This window comes from Helicobacter sp. MIT 11-5569, from assembly GCF_000765695.2.
Classification (GTDB): Bacteria; Campylobacterota; Campylobacteria; order Campylobacterales; family Helicobacteraceae; genus Helicobacter_D.
The window spans coordinates 35160-55051 of the sequence record NZ_JRPB02000001.1 but is presented as its reverse complement, the minus strand read 5'-3'; the positions used below and the strand labels follow the sequence as shown (position 1 = coordinate 55051).

Here is a 19892-nt window from a genome sequence, read left to right as displayed (position 1 = left end):
AAGGAGACATTGTGTTAGGAAAAAATTTGTCGCTAAAAACACAACTTTTCTCAGGGTTTGGAGTTATTTTGGCATTTATTATTATTGTTGCTATTGTTGGATACAATAAAATCAGTTTTGTAGAGAAAACTATATCTGTAATTAGTGATATTAATGCAGTAAAACAACGCTACGCAATCAACTTTAGAGGTAGCGTGCATGATAGAGCGATTGCTGTGCGTGATGTTGTTATCCTAAATGATGTTCAAGAAATCGAAAAAACATTGAGAATTATCCAAAATTTGGAAGAATTCTATAAAGATTCCGCAATTAAAATGGATGAGATTTTCAAAAATCCAACAATGGTTGATGAAAAAGACAAAGAAGTTTTAGCGCGTATCAAAGAAGTAGAAGCCAAAACAATGCCCCTAATCGTAGAAATTCTAAATAAAAAAGCGCAAGGAGATTTAGAAAGAGCAAATACACTCCTCATCAGTCAGGCACGCAATGCTTTTGTGGAATGGCTAAATATTATCAATGTGTTTATTGACTATCAAGAAGCAAAAAATAAAGATTTGACAGATGTTGCAAGAGCAGAGATTGAGTCATATTTAAATATCACAATTTGGCTATCACTTATTGCTATTATTGCCGCTGTCGTTGTTTCTCTTTACATTACAAACCTTATTATTTCTTCACTTGGTGGAGAACCAAAAGAAGCCATTAAAGCAGTTTTAAGCATTGCTAAAGGAAACTTAAATACTCCTATTAAAACAAAATTTCAAGAAAGCATGTTAGCCTCTGTTGCTCAAATGCAAGAAAAATTGCGCTCCATTGTAATGGAAGTTATGAAATCTTCTGAAGAACTAAATACGCGCTCAAATGAAGTTACTACAATTTCTGAAGAATCTAGAGTTACTTCTTATCATCAAGCAGAAAACTCCGAAAAATCTGTTGAACATATTAAAAAAATTGTTGAAGCTGTTAATAATGTTTCAAATATTGCTAAACAAACTGAAGAAAATTCTGGCTACACCACAGAACTCTCTGTTAAGGGAAAAGAAGCTATGCAAATCACTATTGCAGAAATCGAAAAAATCACACAAACCGTTACTTCATCTTCTGAACATATCCGCATGCTAGAAAAACACTCTCAAGATATTAGCGGAAGTGCGGAACTTATCAAAGAAATTACCGACCAAACAAACCTTTTGGCACTCAATGCAGCGATTGAAGCAGCAAGAGCTGGAGAAGCTGGGCGTGGATTTGCTGTTGTTTCTGATGAAATTAGAAAACTTGCAGAACGCACAGGTGTTGCTACTTCTGAAATTTCAAAAATGATTGAAGTTATCCAATCTGAAACACAAACAGCTGTTGAAGCGATTCAAAATGCTGTTCCTCAAGCAGAAAAAGGTATGGAGCTTGCCAATGAAGCAAGTGAAATCTTAGACCAAATCAATACGCAAGCAACAGATTCTCTAAATAAAGCAAAAGAAGTTACGCAAGCTGCTGATGACCAAGTTAAAAATATGGAAAATCTAGCAATAGAATTTGATGAAGTTACTAAAGGCTCTAGGGTAACTGCAGAATCAATGACAACTAACACAACAGCTGCCCAATCTTTAAAAGAACTCTCTAATATTTTAAAACAACACATTAACTTCTTCAAAATCTAATATTTTTTAGAATCCCTTAGCAAATAAAAGGGATTCTAAACTTTAAAAATGTATAATTCCGCAATTTTTATCAAGGATGATTTTTGTATAAAATTGCTCTAATCTTATTAGGCGCAGGCGAAAGTAGCCGCTTCAAGGATTCCAAAAAGGATTTAATGGATAATTTTTCATTGCAAAATTCTGTTACAAAATTGCCCAAAAAACAGTGGATTCGCCTTGATGAGATTCCACTTTGGCTAAAAGTAGCAAGAGATTTGCATGCAGTGTATCCTTTTTGTGATTATATTCTAAGTGCAAAAGAGTGCGAAATCCCTTATATGCAAAAATATTTAGATACATTTGGATTAAATTTTAAACTAATTCGCGGTGGAGAAACACGACAAGAATCCCTAAAAAATGCTGTGAATTCCCTAGAAGAAAATGTAGAATTTGTCTTTGTTAGCGATATTGCACGTTGTAATATTTCACAAGAGCTTTGTCAAAGAATCCTAAAAGAAGTTGGCAAATATGATTGCGTTGTGCCTTTTTTAAACCTACACGATACAGTCGCTTATGAAAACCCCACATTAGAATATCTAAAAAGAGAACAACTAAAAATCATTCAAACCCCACAACTTAGCAAACTCTCCGCCCTAAAGAAAGCTTTTTTACAAGGAGATTTCACTGATGAAAGTAGTGGAATATGCAAAACTGGGGGCAGCATAGGTTTTGTAAAAGGTGAGCAATCTGCTAGAAAACTCACCGTATTTCAAGATTTAATTGATTTTAATCTTCCTTCCCCTAGCACTCAAACTTTGATTGGCACAGGCAGTGATATTCACGCATTAACGGCTGGAGATGGAATCATTTTAGGAGGGATTCCTATTGCTTGTAATTACAAGCTTATCGCACATAGTGATGGCGATGTATGTTTGCATGCCCTTTGTGATGCGATTTTAGGGGCAATTGGTGCAGGAGATATTGGAGAGTGGTTTCCGGATAACGATGCCAACTACAAAGGAGCAGATTCCAAAGAATTGCTTAGAAAAATTGTAAATTTTGCCCATAATGTGGGCTATACAATCTTGCAGGTTGATGTTACAATATTTGCACAAAAGCCAAAAATATCCTCATATAAAACTGCAATGGAATCGCAAATTACAAAGATTCTTGAGATTCCAAATTTTAAAGCCAATGTCAAAGCGACAACTACGGAAAAATTAGGTTTTATAGGCAGAGAAGAAGGAATCTTTGTGCAAGCAAGTGTCTCTCTTGGATATTTTAATTGGAAAAACTTATTAAATAAAGGGATTTTATGAAAATTTTAATCATTGAAAATGAAATTTATTTAGCACAAAGCATAACAGTTAAACTTAGTCAATTTGGCTTTATTTGTGAAACAATTTCAAGTATTGACGATGCGCTAAAATTTGAAAGTGCAGATATTATTTTGCTCTCTGCAAATATTCCGGGTCAAAATTTTTATCCTGTGATTGAAAAATTTAAATCTTCTATTATCATTATGATGATTCCTTATGTTAATGATGATACTGTAACAAATCCATTAAAAGCTGGTGCTAGCGATTATATTGTTAAACCTTTTATGATTGATGAGCTTATTAGAAAAATTGACCATTATATTGAGTTTCACCAACTCCAAAAAGAAATTATTTTTTATCGTGATTATTTTTGTAACTCTCTTTTGATTCCAACCTATACAATCAACACAAAAGTTTCTTTTCCTCTTATTATTAAAAGTATTTCACAAAAAGCTATTGATATGTGTGTTGTTAATTACGCAATTCAAAAAAAAATTACAATCAACTTCATTTCTCTTTATAAAGACTCTGCTAACTATAAAAAAATTTTACAAAACGTTCTAAAAACACAATTAACTTATGTCTTGGGATTTGAGATTCTACCAAAAGAAGAAAAAGAAGAATGTATTAAAGCATTAAAAAATATCCCTGTGATTCTTTCTTGTCTTAATAGTGATGTAAGTGATTTTAAAAATGTTTTTGAAATTAATATCAAAGAAATCTCACATGGATTTCAAGATGATGTCTTAAGTGTAGATGAATATATCAAAACAATGATTTTGAAATTTGAAGATCGCTATCCAGATACTGAGCTTAGCAAACGCTTAGGAATGTCGCGTAAAAGTTTATGGGAAAAGAGAAAAAAATATGGAATCACAAAAAAGAAATAATGCGCAAGGAGAGATAAAAACCTTTCAAAATGCTCTATTTATAGACAAAGAGGCTGTTTTTGCGCTACTTTTGTGCCAAGAGGGTTTGCTAGCACCTGTATCGCATTTGATGAATGAAGAAGAAATGCAAGAAGTAGATGCTACCGGGCTTTATAGAGGACAAAGCTTCCCTTTTTCTTTTGTATTAGCGCCATCTGGAAAGCGCAATGCTATTGTTCTCCAAAATGCTCAAGAAGGAAGCGTTATTACTCTAGTTTGCGAAGGTAATATATGTGGGGAACTAATTGTAGATTCTGTCTTTACAATTGATAAACAGCAACGCCTTTTTAAAATTATGAGCGGAGATATTTATTCGCAAAAAGCTCAAGATATTTATAAGCGTTTGGGAAACTATGCAGTTTGCGGAAAATATAGTTTATTTTTAAACAATGAACAATTCACCTTTATGCACCATGTGAGCAAGCAAGCTATTTTGCAAACAAAAAAGAATATTCAAGCAAACAACGTAACTGCAATGGTGCTTGATGCGTCTCCTGCAACACGTATCCATGAGCGCATTTTCCGCTTTGCATTAGATGAGAGTGATTTATTAGTTCTATTATTGTTGCGGCATCAAAACGAAGGGTTACTTGATTTTCATATTCGTAAAACCTGTTTGCAATTTATTATTGAAAACTATTTACCAACAAATCGTATTTTAATTTTTCCCCTAGATGATATTTATCTTTTTGCAGGAACGCACGGCATAATCTTAGACGCAATCTTAACGCAAAATCTAGGTTGCGATAGAATCGTTATTGGGGAAAACTACCCAAATTTAACCATTTACTATGATAACCAAAAAATCTATTCTATCTTTGATACGATTAAAGATATTAAGATTAATGTCAAGCTTGTTAATGAATTTGTCTATTGCAGTCAATGCAATACTATTGTAAGCCTTAAAACTTGCCCACATGGAAACCACCATCATATCCACTATCATTCAGGATTCTTACAAGGAATCTTGCAAGCTGGATTAATTCCCCCTACGATTCTTATGCGCAAAGAAGTTTCTGCTAAGATTTTAAGCTATCTTTATCCTAAACGTTTTAGCCCATTACTCAAACAATTTGGAACAATGTTTGCCAACAATGGAATGATTGAAGAACAAGATGATGAAGATTTTTATCTAAAACTTATTGATTTATACCAAACACACTCCCTAAAATAGGAATCAAAATGCAGCAAAATAGCAATTTTTTCAAAACCTTTGATGGAACAAAGGATTTTTTACAAAAAATGTTTTTAACTCTATTTTTTAGCGGACTATCCCGAGTAGCACCCGGCACTATCGGAACGCTCGTTGCTCTACCCTTTGGGTTTTTGATTAGCTATTATATTGCACCTAGCACACTTTTATTAAGTGCGCTTTTATTCTCTGCTATTGGAGTTAAAATTATTGATAATTATGAAAAACAAGGATTAGACCATGACCGCAGTGAAATTGTTATTGATGAATTAGCTGGGGTTTGGGTTAGTATTGCAATGATAGGACATAGTATTTTTGGATTATTTTTATCTTTTATTTTATTTAGAATTTTTGATATTTGGAAGCCCTCAATTATTGGGAAAATTGACAGAGAAGCCAAAGGAGGCTTAGGAGTAATGGGAGATGATTTACTTGCTGGATTTTTTGCTGGATTATTAGGACTTATAACCATTGGGATAATGCAAAAGATAGAATCCTTAGCACCTATTTTAGAATTTAGCTTTTAAACTCTTATTTAATCATAAATCTTCTCAATGCCTCTTCAACTTCCACAGGATTTGATTTTGAAATAAATTCATCAGCATTTAATGAACGTGCCATATCCTCATTGCTACTTCCACTCATAGAAGAATTCACCACAACTGGAATCTTAGAGGTTAATGGAGCTGCCTTAATTTGCTTAATCACTTCAAATCCACTTGCTTCTGGCATTTCTAAATCTGTAATGATAATTCCAATTTTTGATACATCTGTGCCTTCAGCAAACACATAATCTAGTAACTTTTGCCCATTAACAAAACTTTTATAACTTAAGCCCATTTTGCTCAAAATATTTTGCATTGTTTTAATAACACTTGGTGAGTCGTCAGCTAGTAACACTTCGCGATTTGTAACGATTTGCTTGATTTTATTCATTTCTGTATTTTTCTCTTCCTCAATCCAAGGGAACACATCAACAAGCATTTTCTCAATATCCACAACCTGCACTAAACGTCCATCAAAATAGCGCGTTCTACTCACTAACTTACTATTTAACCCAGAGTTTCCAATCCCTGCGCTTTGTTCAATTTCTGTCCATTTTTTATTTAAGATTCTATCTGCTTCATAAATTCTAACACCAACTGTCCATTTAGAAAACTCACAAATCATGATAACTTCATCTTCGCCCGGCTCACGCTTTACACCATAATTTTCTAAATTTCTGCTTGTATCTTTTGAATCATAATAAAACCATTTACGTAAATCAATAAGAGGAATCGTAAGCTCTCTAATTGTAATTAATCCCTCAATCAAAGAACTATTTTCATGAGAAACAACAGTAATTTCTCCGCGATATTTCACAACTTCACGAATTTTAAAAACATTTACCGCATATAAATCTTTATCTTTTTCAAGCCTAAAACACAAAAGCTGTAATTCATTATTTCTATGGAGATTGGTGATTTGATCGACATTGGATAAATTAGACATTATGAAACCTCAAATTTTAGAAATTTGCTTACATTATAACATAAAAAAGTATAAGTTTTTAAAGACTTTTATAATATTCTCTAAAGGAATCGCATTTTTCAAATAATTCTGCTTGTGTTCCGCTAGATAAAATCTTTCCATTTTGGAAAAAATAAATCCTTTTAGCAAGTGATACAGTTGAAAAACGATGCGCAATGATAATCACTATTCTATTTTCTAGTAGCAGACTTAATGCTTCCCTAAACTCTTCTTCTGTTTTATTATCTAACGCACTTGTTGCTTCATCTAAAATCAAAATTTCAGGATTCTTATAAAGTGCGCGCGCAATTGCAATTCTCTGCCTTTGCCCTCCGCTTAAATTTGCTCCAAATTCATCAAGATTTGTATGGATTCCATTAGGAAGAGTTTGAACATAATCAAAAATTCTAGCCTGTTGTAAAGCTAGTTTTACACGCTCCTCATCAATTTCACCTCCATAAGCAATATTGCGCGCAATAGTATCATTAAAAATAAAAATTCTTTGCGTTACAACTGCTATTTTGGAGCGCAAACTTTTTTGCGTGAAATGTTTAATATTTACACCATTTATTAAAATTTCACCACCACTTACATCATAAAGACGCATTAATAAATTCACAAGCGAACTTTTCCCTCCTCCACTTCCTCCGACAAATGCAACACTTTCTCCATTGTTAATCTTTAAATTAATTGCACTTAATGCTTTTTTCTCTCCATAAAATAAATCAACATTATGGAATTTAATTTCTTTAATTGTTTCTGTTAATTCTCTTTCCCCATCTTGAATTTTAGGATTCCTATCTAACATTTCAAAGATTCTATCTCCAGCAGCAAAGGCAATTTGAATCTTGGCATAGAGATTACTAAGTCGCTTAAAAGGAGTGTAAAGCAAAAATAATGCTGTCGTAAAGGAAAAAAACTCTCCTGCTGTCAATTCTCCATTAATCACTTTGTATCCACCTACAAAAATTACTGCTGCAATGGCTATTGACCCTAAAGTTTCCATCAAAGGTGAAGTTAATTCCGAAATCCACACAGATTTCATTGAAAGCTTAAATAATTCTTGATTATGTTCTGTAAATTGTTGGTGCTCTATTTTTTCTCCAGAACTTGCTTTAATAAGCTCCATATTATTAAAAGTCTCAATTAACTTAGAAGATAAATCAGCATTTTTTTCTTGTAGTTTTTTAGATGTTTTGCGCATTTTTCTCGCAATAATCACAATAGGATAAAGTGCGATTGGCATTACAACAAGCCCATAAAATGCTAATTCTGAACTTTGATAAATCACAACACATACAAGCCCTAAAATTGTCAAGCTCTCTCGAATTCCTTCGATAAAATAATTAGACACCGCGCCTTGCACTGCTGCAATATCATTTACAATACGAGAAATCAACTCTCCATTGCGATAACGATTAAAAAAATTCATCTCAAAAGTTAGCATTTTATCTAACAAAATATTTTTTAAATGCTTTACAATATCTTGCCCAATATAATTCATAAAACAAACTTGGATATAAGCTCCAAACCCTTTTGAAAAATAAGCCAAAACAATCAAAGGTGGAAGAATTTGGAGCATTGTTACATCTTTTGCTAAAAAAATATCATCTAGCACGGGTTTAACCAAGTATGCACTAGCACTTGTTGCAACAGCAACTAAAATTGTCCCCATAATTGCATAAAAAAAGTAAAGCTTATAATTCTTAATATAAGGTAATAAGCGCGAAAAAAACTGTTTCAAATTCACCCCTTATAGAATCTAAAAAATAATCGTATCATGATTAGCTTTTGGTGCGCTTCTAATTGGCGACTCATCTGTATAATAGAATCTTTCATTATCTACATTTTGACTACGCACACCTTGTGGAATTTTAAATTTACGCTCTAATCCCGGATCAATTTCTAAAATCTTACTAAAAAAGTAACCAAATGAAGAAGCAGGCGCAATACTACCCGTTTCACTATAACCCATAGGCGTATTATCATCTTTTCCAAACCAAACAACTGCTTCAATACTTGGAGAAAACCCACAAAACCAAGAATCTACATTATCATTTGTTGTTCCTGTTTTTCCTGCAAGCTCAATTCCTTCTACCCTTGCACGCCTACCAGTTCCAGCATTTATAACATTGCGTAAAATATCTACAATCAAAAAACTTTGCGCATCTTTAGATAACTCATATTCATTTGGAGTAAAATACGCCACATCTCCTTTCATATCTACAATACGATCAATAAGCATCGGGTCAATGACTTTTCCATAATTTGAAAACACCATAAAATTTCTAGCCATATTCAAAGGAGAAGCACCAAAACTTCCTAAAGAAATTGTTAAATCTTTAGGCACATTACTAAAACCATATCTTAAAACTTCATTATAAATTCTATCAAATCCTACTTCCTCTACAAGATTAATTGTTGCTAAATTCATAGATCTTGTTAATGCTGTTTTTAAAGAAACAAATCCACTCAAAGATTTATTATAGTTTTTAGGCTGCCATTTTTTACGCACACTGCCTGCTTTGTATTCATAAGTTCTTGCAATATCTGGAATCTGATAGTTTTGTGATAATCCAGAATTAATAGCACTTAAATACAAAAAGGGTTTTACGCTACTACCTACTTGTCTTTTGCTTTGCGTTGCACGAGAAAAATTACTTTTTGCATAATCCACTCCACCAATAAGAGCCAAAATCTTTCCTGTTTTATTCTCTAAAACAACAAATGCGCCATTTAGCTTTTCTTTTAAGTCTTCATCATTTTTGTGCCTAGATAAAATCTGCTCATAGCCAAAATACAACGCCTCTTGTGCAATTTCTTGATAATCCAAATCAATATTTAAATAAATCTTATAACCAGCTGTTTTCAAATCTGCTAACCCAGCAAGTTGGCGTTGCACTTCATCAACAACATAAGGGGCAACATTTTGTGTCAGTGTATCATCATACACCTTTGGTCTTTCACTACTTCCCTCATCAAACTCTTCTTTGGAAATCCAACCTAACTCATACATTCTTTGCAAAACATTATTTGCTCTACCTAGTGCAAATTCATAGTTTTTTGTCGGGTCATAAAAACTTGGTGCGCGCGGCAATGAAACAAGTATAGCCATTTCTTTTAAAGTAAGAGCATTCATGTTTTTGCGAAAGTATCCCATTGTCGCAGTTTTTACTCCGTAAAATCCATGTCCAAAATAAGTATGGTTTAAATATCTCTCTAAAATCTCTTCTTTGCTTAAAATTGTCTCTAAACGCATAGCAAGCAAAACTTCTTTGATTTTTCTCTCAATTGTCTTTTCGCGTGTTAAAGCCACATTTTTAATGAGTTGTTGCGTGATTGTGCTTCCACCCTCTGCATAACGCGCATTTTGGATATTTTTTATCATCGCACGCATAATCGCATCTACATTAACCCCGGGATGTTCAAAAAATAATGTATCTTCAATAGCTAAAAGTGCCTCAATCAGACGTGCAGGCATTTCTTCAAAAGTTGCATAAAAACGAAACTCTTCTTCGAATAAATTTGCAACTAAACGATTTTGTCTATCAAAAATTTGTGTAGCAATTTGGGGTTTATAATGCACAATTTTATCTGTATCATTACGAACCTCTACATAAACTTGCACAACAAACGCAACGATTCCTATTATTGCAACAATGCCAATAACACTAAGTATTCTAAAAAAACTTTTCAATTTCTTCCCTAGAATGCGAAATTTTTAAATTCTAACACAGATTTTCTAAATATTTGCCATTTTAACTTTTTTGCTAATAGATAGCACGATACCTATCATTATACTTGTTGCTAAAATTGAACTTCCTCCATAGCTTAAAAATGGAACTGCTATTCCTTTAATTGGAATTAACCCAGAGATTCCAAAAGCATTGATTAAAAAAGAGAATCCCAAAATCACTGCAACTCCAGAACAAAAAAGATAATACATAATATTTTCACAACGATTCGCAATTTTTAAAATCCTAAATATAAGTGCGATAAATAAAATACAAATACAAGCTAAGCCTAAAAATCCTATCTCTTCAGTAATTCCAGCTAAAATCACATCTGTATGCACTTCACTTAAAAAGCCAAGTTTAATTAATCCATTTCCCAAGCCTTCCCCTAAGATTCCACCATTTACAATAGCATTTAAAGAATGTTGGATTTGATAGGGTTCTGGTAAGTTTTCAACACGCAAAGAATTTGCAATAGATTGTGGAAAAAAGGACAAAATCAAATCCTGCGCCCCAGCCCACCAAGTTTTAACTCTAGCGATTCTATGCGCACTTGTGATAATGACAAGCACAAAAAGTGTAGCTGCTCCACTTAAAAGATACAAAAATAATTTGAAAGACGACCCTGCAAAAATCATCATAACGGCTAAAGTTGTTCCCAAAAGCACAATTTGCCCTAAATCATTTTGTAAAATAGCTATCAAATACACTGCAAGCAAAAACACAGCGACATAAGGCAAAAATGTAATAAATTCCTCTTTTAAGCTCTTTTGTTCCAATAAAGAAAATTTACGCGAAAAACTCCACGCAAGAAAAGTTACAAATCCAATTTTAAAAAACTCCACAGGGGCAAGAGAGAAAAAAGGCAAACGAATCCAACGTTTAGCCCCCCCTGCACTTGTTGCTAAGGATTCTGGCAAAAAGTGCATAATAAACATTACAAAGATTCCGCCAAAAAATAAGATAAAACCAAAACGTAACACAAAATTATCAGGATTACAACGTGAAATTCCCCACATTAAAAGCACGCCTAAAATACCAGCAATACTTTGTCTTAACATAAAATGAAATTCCCCATAATCATAATACAAGATTGCAAATGATGATAAAGAATAAGAAAATAAAACACCAATTGTAATAAGGCTTGCACTAATAATAAATAATGGACGATCAACCATTACTTCTCTCTACACAAAATAATACACAAGTGAGAATCCCCCAAAAGTAAGAATCCCAAACAAAATAAGCGCAAGAACAAAAGCTTTACCACCAAACTCTAAAAACTTCTTTAAATCCACTTGCAAACCTAAAGCACTCATCGCCATTACCAAGAAAAAGGCAGATAAAAATCTAAAGATTCCAACAACAACTTCAGGCAAAGCTACTAACGAATGCAAAATCACAACTCCTAAAAACCAAAATGCAAACCAAGGAATATGTAATTTTCTGCGCTCCCCCTCTTTACTTTCTGCAAAGAAATAAGGCACAACTAACAAAACAGCTACAAGAAGAATCACACGAATCATTTTAACAATCAATGCAACTTCTTGTGTTTGTGGAGAAATCGCCCCACCAGCTCCTACAACATTTGCAAGCTCATGCAAGGTAAGCCCTATGTAATATCCTTCTTGCGTTAGATTCAAATGCACGATTCCAAGCGCATAAGCTAGCGGATACAAAAACATTCCTAATAGCCCAAAAATGACAACCGTCCCTACAGCTATGATTCCTTTATAAGGTTTTGATTTTAGCGAAGATTCCAATGCTAAAACCGCAGCTGCTCCACAAATTGCACTTCCACCACTTACTAAAATTGCAATTTCTTTATCGAGTTTTAAAAATTTCACACCAATGACATAACCAAGCACCAAAATTGCTACTACAACAACAATGCTTAATACAATCCCATTTAAGCCCACACTTGCGATACTTCCCAATGTTACATTAAAACCATACAAAATAATACCAAGCCTTAAAAGCTTTTTTGCGCTAAAAACAACAGCTTTTTCACAAGATTCCTGTGCATTTCGAAAAAGCGGAGAAGCAAAGATTCCAAATACAACACCAATAATCAAAGGCGATAAATGCAACTTTGCAATCATAGGCAAAGCTGCAATATAATAGCTTGCTAGGCTCACTAAAAGAACCAAAACAAAACCATTTAGCCAATCTTTCAATAAATCTTTTATCAATACGTATTTAGATATTTGATGATTTTGCGCCATTATTTACACCTCAAAATTTTAAACTTTGCAATCTTAAATCGCGGAAGTTTAACAAATTTTTATAAATTTTTAGACAATAAAAGCTAGTTTTCCAAAATTTTCTTAATCACGTCTGGTTTGTTTGCACTCATAAAATGGAATCTTTGCTGCAATGCGCTTAAATCTTTAAATAACGCTTGACTTTTTTGCAAACCAATTTGCTCTTCATTGCCTTCTTTGCTAGCATTCTCCAAAGCAATAAGCCAATCTTTTGGCACAAAAACACCGGGTAATTTATGGTGCAAAAAAAATGCAGTTTTATAGCTAGTAATCGGAAAAAATCCAAACATAAGCACACATTTTTTATTATATTGTGCATTGATTTTAGCACACCATTCTAAAAGCTCTTCTGCAATATTAATATCATAAATAGGCTGTGTAAAAATTGCTAATGCCCCATTTTGGATTTTTTCACACATTTTTCTATACAAATTTTCTTTATTCTTTGCATAAGAATTTAACACACAAAAAGGATAAATACTTTTGGATTCTCCCTGCAAATTTCCTCCATTAATATCTTTGCTAGCATTAAGCGCACAAATAATTTTTAAAAGCAATGCGCTACTTCCTTCAAAAACCCCTTTTGCTTGTGGTTGATTCCCAAGACGCAAAGGGTCTCCGGTTAAAGCCAAAACAAGGCGTAAATCTAAGCTATTCATACCGATTAATTCACTTTGTAATGCAAGCGTATTTTTATCGCGCATAGAAATTGTTGCAATACTTGGAATCTTAAAAGCATTTTGCAGTTTCAAACTCGCTAAAACTGCACTATGCTTGAGCTTACCAAGAGGAGAATCTGTGCAAACAAATGCGTCAATATTTTGTAAAAATTTTTGTTGTTTTAATGTTTCAAAAAGCACATCAAGATTAAAACTAGCTGGGGCTGAAAACTCATAAGTATAGCATTTTGCACCATTTTGAAGTTTTTGCATAAAAGATTCTATTGCTTGACTTTCCATAAATACCTCATCTAAATATTAGGTTTTTGCGCGCAAGAATCTAGCAAATAAATAATATGTTGCCAAACTTTTTGCGTATTTGCGCTTAAACCAATCTCACAAGTGCTTGAGCTTGAATATCCCTTCGTGATAGGGGATTTTTCATAAAATTTTACAAAAGAACTTAATGCATGTTGGTTTAACTTAGGATCTAAAAATCCTTTATTCCCTGCAAACCCACAACATTTTGTCCCGCTATGCACCTTTACATCACTCGCACAAAGTTTTGCAATCTCTAAAATTGCGTTTTCATTATTTGTTTTGTGTTTATAATGTCTTGTCGCACAAGGTGCATAAACACCGATAGAATCTTGCTTTTGTGTAATCTTAAGATTTGGAATCACGGATTCTAAAACAAAACTTGGCATATCCTCAATCTTCAAACACACATTTTTCAAAACTCCAAATTCTTGCGCCCTTTCTAATAATTCTAATGCACAAGCACTATGGTCGCAAACAATAGGAATCGCGCCATCTTCGCTTGCTTCTTTTAATGCTTCAAAGCTTTTTAATGCAACTTGCATTGCGCTTTCTTTATAATCTTTAAAAGCCTTAGAACAACATAATCCTAAAAGATTCTGTGGATAAATAATCTCTATTCCTGCTTTTTGGCACAATGCCTCAAAAACCTCTTGAATGCTACGTTTATCCTCTGCTTCTTTTGGTGGAGCAAATACCCGATTTAAACACGATGAAAAATACACAACTTTTTGTGTTGCTGCAGGATTTTTTATATTATGAAATTCTTTCTTAGGATTTGCAGTTGGAAAATAATCTAACATTATCGGTGTTTTTTCCCACTGGTGCAAGGTTTTAGAAAAAGGCTTGGAAATTTCTTGTGTTGCATTTGCGATATTTAAGGAAGTTTTAAAGATTGGCATTAATGTTTCAAAATTCTTTGCAACAAAACGCGCTGTATTTGGAGATTTTCCAATTTTAGTTAGTTTTGCAATATTTGCAGTATCAATCTGCAAAGGACAAAGATTTGCACAAGCAGAACAAGTCGCGCAACTCTCCACTCCAAAATAAGTATATCCTTCTTTTAAACTTTTTAATTCCTCTTTTTCTTGCACACTTAAACCTGATTTTGCTTCTAAGCGACAAATTTCTTGATACACGCTAATTCTCTGTCGCGGAGTAAGCGTAAATCCAAGCGTTGGACAATGCTTCTCGCAAAATCCACACTCCATACATTTTCCAATTAACGCATTTACCGCATCATTATGCTCTAAAGAAGGTTTAAGATTCTTAGTGTGGATTGCTTTATCTTCGCTAATAATTACATCAGGATTGAAAATATTATCCTTATCAAAAATTTTCTTAATGCGCTTATGGATATGATAAGCTTTTTCTCCCCATTCTAACTCTACAAATGGTGCAACCATTCTTCCTGTGCCATGCTCTGCTTTAATACTTCCTTGATATTTTGCAACCCTATGCGCTAACTCCTCCATAAAAAGCGCAAAGTTTTTTGCTTCTTGTTCTTGATTTAAATTAGGTGTAATAATAAAATGCACATTTCCACTTAAGGCATGTCCAAAAATAATCCCTTTAAAATGGTATTTTTCAAACAATTCCATTACCTCAGCGATTCCTTTTGTGAAATCCTTAATAAAAAAGCAAATATCCTCTGTAATTACCGTGCTACCTTTAGGACGACTTCCAGCAGCAATAGGTAAAATCCCTTTTCTAATCAACCACCAAGAATCTTGCTCGACTTTATCAAAGCTAAATCGCACTGCAAAACGTGTTTTTAAAGCCTCAATTTTTGGCGTTAAATCTGCAATATTTTTTTCTAAAGTTTCTCTATCTTGCGATTCTAATTGAATCAAAATCGCACAATTTCCCTCTTGGATTTCTAAAATTTCCTTAGGCACTCCTTCTAAATGCTGCACACTTTGCAAACAAGCATAATCCATAATTTCTGCTGCACTAATAATTTTCTCATTTTCTGCAAAAAGTAAAATTGCCTCTGTTGCAGCATAAATATCTGAAAAAAACAAAAGTGCGCAAGCTTTATGTTGTAAATCTGGCACTGCTTCATATTCCACACGACTTACAAATCCAAGCGTCCCCTCTGCTCCAATGAAAATATGGTTTAAAATATCTTTTGGATTATCAAAATCTACCAAAGCATTTAAACTATATCCTGTTGTATTTTTGATAGAAAATTTTTTGGCAATCCTTGCTTTTAATTCCGTATCGACATTCACTTCTTCATGCAATTCCATAAGCTCACTAATAAGCTCTGTATGTGTGTTGCAAAATGCTTCAAAAGATTCTGTATCAGAAGTATCCAAAATACTACCATCACTTAAAATCATTCTAATAGATTTAATCGTGTTATAACTATTTTGCTTCACACCACAGCACATTCCACTAGAATTATTAGAAAAAATCCCTCCAATTTGCGCACTTGCAAGCGTTGCTGGGTCTGGTCCTATTTTTTTGCTATAAGGAGCTAGAGCATTATTTGCTTCTATGCCAATCACTCCACAATCACACCAAATACTTTCTGCATTATGTGAAACTTTAATCTCTCTCCAAAAACATACTACCAAAACACTATCACTACATGCTTGTCCGCTTAGAGAAGTCCCAGCTGCTCTAAAGGTCAAAGGAACATCAAACTGCTTTGCAAGCTTAATTAATGTAGAAATTTCTTGCTCATTTTCTGCCCAAACTACCGCTTTAGGAATATAACGATAGCACGAAGCATCAACACCATAAGCAAATCTCCTTAAATAATCCGTAAAAACTCTTTCTTTAAAGACTTCTTTTGCCACCTCTAAAAATGCGTTAATAGATTGCATATTCTCTCCTTTAGAAATTTTCTAATAAACACTTAAAGACTTGCTTTAATGCTTCCACTTCTGTAATTTTCACCCTTTCATTAAGTGAGTGGATTCTATCATTACACACACCACATTCTACAACACGCACTCCAAATTCTGCAAAATAGCGCGCATCACTTGTCCCACCACTTGTGCTAAGCATAGGAGCAAAACCATTTTGAGATTCCAACACTTCTACCATTTTTTGCACAATCTTATTTTCTGTATCTGTCAAAAAAGGCTTAGAACTCTGTTTTAGCTCCAAATGATGTGGAATCGCACTTAAAAGATTCTCTAAATATGCCTGCAAATCTTCTAAGCATGTTAATGTAGAATTGCGCATATTAAACATTATTTTTAAATCACTAGGCGTTACATTGACAACTTCCATTCCCCCGCGTATATCTGTAATAACAATCTTACTAGGTTCAAACTCTGCACTGCCTTTATCCAAATCAAAGCCCGCGATTCCACTAAGCATAGGCGCGATTAACTCCACAGGATTCACACATTTATTAGGATACGCGACATGCCCTTGCTTGCCAAAGATTGTTAGTTTGCCATTAATAGAACCGCGCCTGCCAACTTTAATCATATCTCCAAATTTCTCTACACAAGTCGGTTCTGCAACGACTGCAAAATCAGGAAGTAAGTCTAGTTTTTCTAACTCTTCAAGCGCATATTTTGTGCCAAAAATTGCATCGCCTTCTTCATCACTTGTTAAAAGCACAGATAGGATTCCATCAAATGCCTTATTGGAATCCAAAAACTCCCTTATTGCACATACAAAAGCAGCAACTCCCCCTTTCATATCTTGCGCTCCTCTCCCATAAAGAAAACCATCTTTTTGCAATGGAACAAAAGGCTCACTCTCCCAACCTTCACCCGGTGGGACAACATCAATATGTCCTGCAAAACATAAATGCGCAACTTTAGAATCTGTATTTTTAGATTCCATAAAATCCTTATATAAAAATATATTTTTCACACCATTTTTATCAAAGCATAAAGCTTTAAATTCTGGCAAAATTGCGCAAATATAAGCATAGATTCCACATTCTTTTGGTGTTATACTTGGATAAGAGATAAGGTTTTTTAAAACTTCTAGTGTTTGTGAATTTTGTATTTGCTGTATCTGCATTTATAATCCCTTAATCATTTATTTAATTTATTCTTTTATTGCAATAAAAGTTGCAAAATTTACCCAGCAAAATAATGTTTGAATATGGCTAAACCCAGCATTGCTCAACATTGTCCGATTCTCTTTTTCGCTATAAGGGATTAGCACATTTTCTAAAGCTTCACGCTTTTTACTAATCTCAAACTCGCTATAACCGCGCTTTTTTTTGCTCTCCAAATAATACTGAATCATTTTAAAATCTAAAGTTTTATTCTCACAAATAATTTTTTCTGAAAAAATAAAGATTCCACCAACATTTAAAGCATTAAAAATCTTCTGCGCTAGCTTTTCCCTTTCTAATGGGCGGATAAACTGCAAAGTATAATTTGCGATAATCACATCACTTTTAGGAAATTGCTCTTGTAAAATATCTCCACAAATTAAATGCGCTTGCATTCCATAGGCATCTAGTTTCTTTTGCGCATAATCAAGCATACTTTGTGCATTATCTATTCCATAGAATCTCAAAGGTATTTTAGCTTTTGAAGCAATCTCTACCAGCATTGCGCCAGTAGAAGTTCCTAAATCTAAGATTATGGAATCTTTTTTTGCATATTCTAGCGCAAAATCCGCACTCAATGCTAAAACTTCCTTATAATATGGAATACTTCGACTTAACATATCATCAAAAACGCCTGCAACTTTTGCGTCAAACTCAAATTGTTTTTGCGGCGTTTGCATAAAAACTTTATCCGTCATTTTTCACCTTTAAGATTCTATATGTTTCTTTTATATCCTCACAAATTTGCTCTTTTAGAGATTCTAAATTATCAAACTTACGATTATTACGGATTTTTTTTACAAAATAAAATCCTGCTTCTTTTTCTTTAACTTCTAGCTGCATTCCTAGCAAGTGCCCCTCGATAGAAAAAGACTTATCTGTGCTTAAACGATTCCCTACAAAAATCACCGCTGGATATTTTGGAGTGCTTTGGCTTTGCGCTCCAAGCTGAATATATCCCGCATAAACGCCTTCTTGTGGAAGTAAAAATCCGTCATTGCAAAGATTTATCGTAGCATACAACTCTTTTCTTCCAAGTCCTTGTCCTCTGATAATATCCCCTCTAATTTCATAAAGACGTCCTAAAAACTTGCTTGCTTGCTTAACATTTCCATTTAATAATAATTCTTTAATTAAGCCGCTATGCACAGAAAGCTTTTTGTAAAACACTTCATTAACAACAACAACTTCGCCTTTAAAATACTTAGATAAATCAAAAGTATAATAGAATCTATCCTTACCAAATCTAAAATCATAACCCACAACAATACGCTTTAAGTTTGGCAATACACTTTGCAAAAATCCTACAAATTCCTTATCATTTTGATAACGCACAACATCTAAACCAATATGAAAAATCGGAAATTTCACATAAAAATCTCTATATTTTTTAGGCAATAGCACTCCACAACCTTGCTCAATGCACAAAATCGCCCCATGTTCATCTAATTTTTCAAAAAGTGCTTGATGTCCCAAATGCAAACCATCAAACTTGCCAAGTGCAACACTTGTAATACTATTTGCAAGTTTAGAGTTTTTGGCAAGCGATAAAAAACTCAACATTTCCTTCCTTTCCTGCAATTTTTGATTCTTTACATTCTAAAATCCCAAAACCACTTTTTTTAAGCAATATCAGCATATTCTCCAAAGATTCCTTAATCGCTTCTCTATTTTGCACCACACCTTTTTTATTGCGCTTAATTTCTCGCCCTACTTCAAATTGTGGCTTAAAAAGCAAAATGACCTGATAACTAGAAAGCACAACAATAGAATCTAAAATATCTTTTAACCCAATAAAAGAAACATCGCAAACCACAATATCAAACTTTTTTGCATATTGTTTTGCATGTCTTTTTGCAAAATCTCTAATATCTGTATTTTCATAACTTTTTACACGAGCATTTTCTCTTAAAGAATTATGCAATTGATTATTCCCCACATCAACACACACCACAGATTCCACGCCTTTTTGTAGCAAAACTTCACAAAATCCCCCCGTGCTTGCTCCAATATCTAATGCGCTTTTGCCTTTATAGTCTAGGGAGTTATATTCTTCTAAAAAATAATATAACTTCTCTCCAGCACGACTTACAAACATTTGGGATTCCAAACTTGTAATTTTATCTTGCGCAAGAAGCTTATACGCGCTCTTCACACAAGGGATTCCATTAATACAAACTTTGCCCTTTTGAATTAAAGCATGCGCTTTGTTTCGCGTAGGTGCAATTCCAAGCTTCACACAAGCAATATCAAGACGCAAATTACAAATTTCTTGCAATGTTGAATTCTGTATTTGCA

The 19892-nt window shown here is 33.6% G+C and carries 16 protein-coding genes; 5 read left to right on the top strand and 11 right to left on the bottom strand.

Annotated elements, in window-relative coordinates:
• Positions 1-11 precede the first annotated feature (11 nt).
• From LS70_RS00245 to LS70_RS00225, 5 genes are all read left to right on the top strand, one after another.
• A complete protein-coding gene (locus tag LS70_RS00245) occupies positions 12-1655 on the top strand; it encodes a methyl-accepting chemotaxis protein (RefSeq protein WP_034288402.1) in 1644 nt (547 codons plus the stop codon).
• An 83-nt stretch (positions 1656-1738) separates the two neighbouring features.
• Entirely contained in the window at positions 1739-2953 is a 1215-nt protein-coding gene (locus LS70_RS00240; protein WP_081949710.1) for a bifunctional 2-C-methyl-D-erythritol 4-phosphate cytidylyltransferase/2-C-methyl-D-erythritol 2,4-cyclodiphosphate synthase, read from the top strand.
• Positions 2950-3843, top strand: a complete 894-nt coding sequence (locus LS70_RS00235) for a response regulator (protein ID WP_034288404.1) — start codon at positions 2950-2952, stop codon at positions 3841-3843. Before LS70_RS00240 ends, LS70_RS00235 begins: the two co-directional genes overlap by 4 nt.
• A complete protein-coding gene (locus LS70_RS00230; protein WP_034288406.1) occupies positions 3821-5056 on the top strand; it encodes a sulfate adenylyltransferase in 1236 nt (411 codons plus the stop codon). Before LS70_RS00235 ends, LS70_RS00230 begins: the two co-directional genes overlap by 23 nt.
• Before the next feature lie 8 nt (positions 5057-5064).
• Entirely contained in the window at positions 5065-5601 is a 537-nt protein-coding gene (locus LS70_RS00225) for a phosphatidylglycerophosphatase A family protein (protein ID WP_034288409.1), read from the top strand.
• Positions 5602-5605: 4 nt separating this feature from the next.
• Here LS70_RS00225 and LS70_RS00220 read toward each other — a convergent pair whose 3' ends face one another.
• The 11 genes from LS70_RS00220 to tlyA all read right to left on the bottom strand — a co-directional run bounded on the left by LS70_RS00220 (position 5606) and on the right by tlyA (position 19854).
• On the bottom strand, positions 5606-6568 hold the full coding sequence (locus LS70_RS00220; RefSeq protein WP_201273945.1) for a chemotaxis protein: 963 nt from the start codon (positions 6566-6568) through the stop codon (positions 5606-5608).
• A 55-nt stretch (positions 6569-6623) separates the two neighbouring features.
• Positions 6624-8327, bottom strand: coding sequence for an ABC transporter ATP-binding protein (locus tag LS70_RS00215; protein WP_034288415.1), 1704 nt, complete (start codon positions 8325-8327; stop codon positions 6624-6626).
• A gap of 18 nt (positions 8328-8345) precedes the next feature.
• Complete coding sequence (locus LS70_RS00210; protein WP_034288418.1) at positions 8346-10280, bottom strand: penicillin-binding protein 1A; 1935 nt, start codon at positions 10278-10280, stop codon at positions 8346-8348.
• 45 nt (positions 10281-10325) lie between these two features.
• The gene (locus tag LS70_RS00205) at positions 10326-11495 is read right to left on the bottom strand and encodes an FtsW/RodA/SpoVE family cell cycle protein (RefSeq protein WP_034288421.1); all 1170 of its coding nucleotides are present in this window, start codon (positions 11493-11495) and stop codon (positions 10326-10328) included.
• Between the two features lie 9 nt (positions 11496-11504).
• Positions 11505-12542, bottom strand: coding sequence for a YeiH family protein (locus LS70_RS00200; RefSeq protein WP_052083350.1), 1038 nt, complete (start codon positions 12540-12542; stop codon positions 11505-11507).
• Between the two features lie 83 nt (positions 12543-12625).
• The gene (locus tag LS70_RS00195) at positions 12626-13540 is read right to left on the bottom strand and encodes a methylenetetrahydrofolate reductase (protein WP_034288424.1); all 915 of its coding nucleotides are present in this window, start codon (positions 13538-13540) and stop codon (positions 12626-12628) included.
• A gap of 11 nt (positions 13541-13551) precedes the next feature.
• A complete protein-coding gene (locus LS70_RS00190) occupies positions 13552-16392 on the bottom strand; it encodes an FAD-binding and (Fe-S)-binding domain-containing protein (protein WP_034288427.1) in 2841 nt (946 codons plus the stop codon).
• Between the two features lie 10 nt (positions 16393-16402).
• A complete protein-coding gene (dapE, locus tag LS70_RS00185; protein WP_138109272.1) occupies positions 16403-17554 on the bottom strand; it encodes a succinyl-diaminopimelate desuccinylase in 1152 nt (383 codons plus the stop codon).
• A 27-nt stretch (positions 17555-17581) separates the two neighbouring features.
• Positions 17582-18292, bottom strand: a complete 711-nt coding sequence (gene cmoA / locus LS70_RS00180; RefSeq protein WP_034287049.1) for a carboxy-S-adenosyl-L-methionine synthase CmoA — start codon at positions 18290-18292, stop codon at positions 17582-17584.
• Complete coding sequence (locus LS70_RS00175) at positions 18282-19157, bottom strand: bifunctional riboflavin kinase/FAD synthetase (protein WP_034287047.1); 876 nt, start codon at positions 19155-19157, stop codon at positions 18282-18284. Before LS70_RS00175 ends, cmoA begins: the two co-directional genes overlap by 11 nt.
• Entirely contained in the window at positions 19123-19854 is a 732-nt protein-coding gene (tlyA, locus tag LS70_RS00170; RefSeq protein ID WP_034288887.1) for a 23S rRNA (cytidine-2'-O)-methyltransferase TlyA, read from the bottom strand. The genes LS70_RS00175 and tlyA overlap by 35 nt, the downstream gene beginning before the upstream one ends.
• Between the last annotated feature and the right edge of the window lie 38 nt (positions 19855-19892).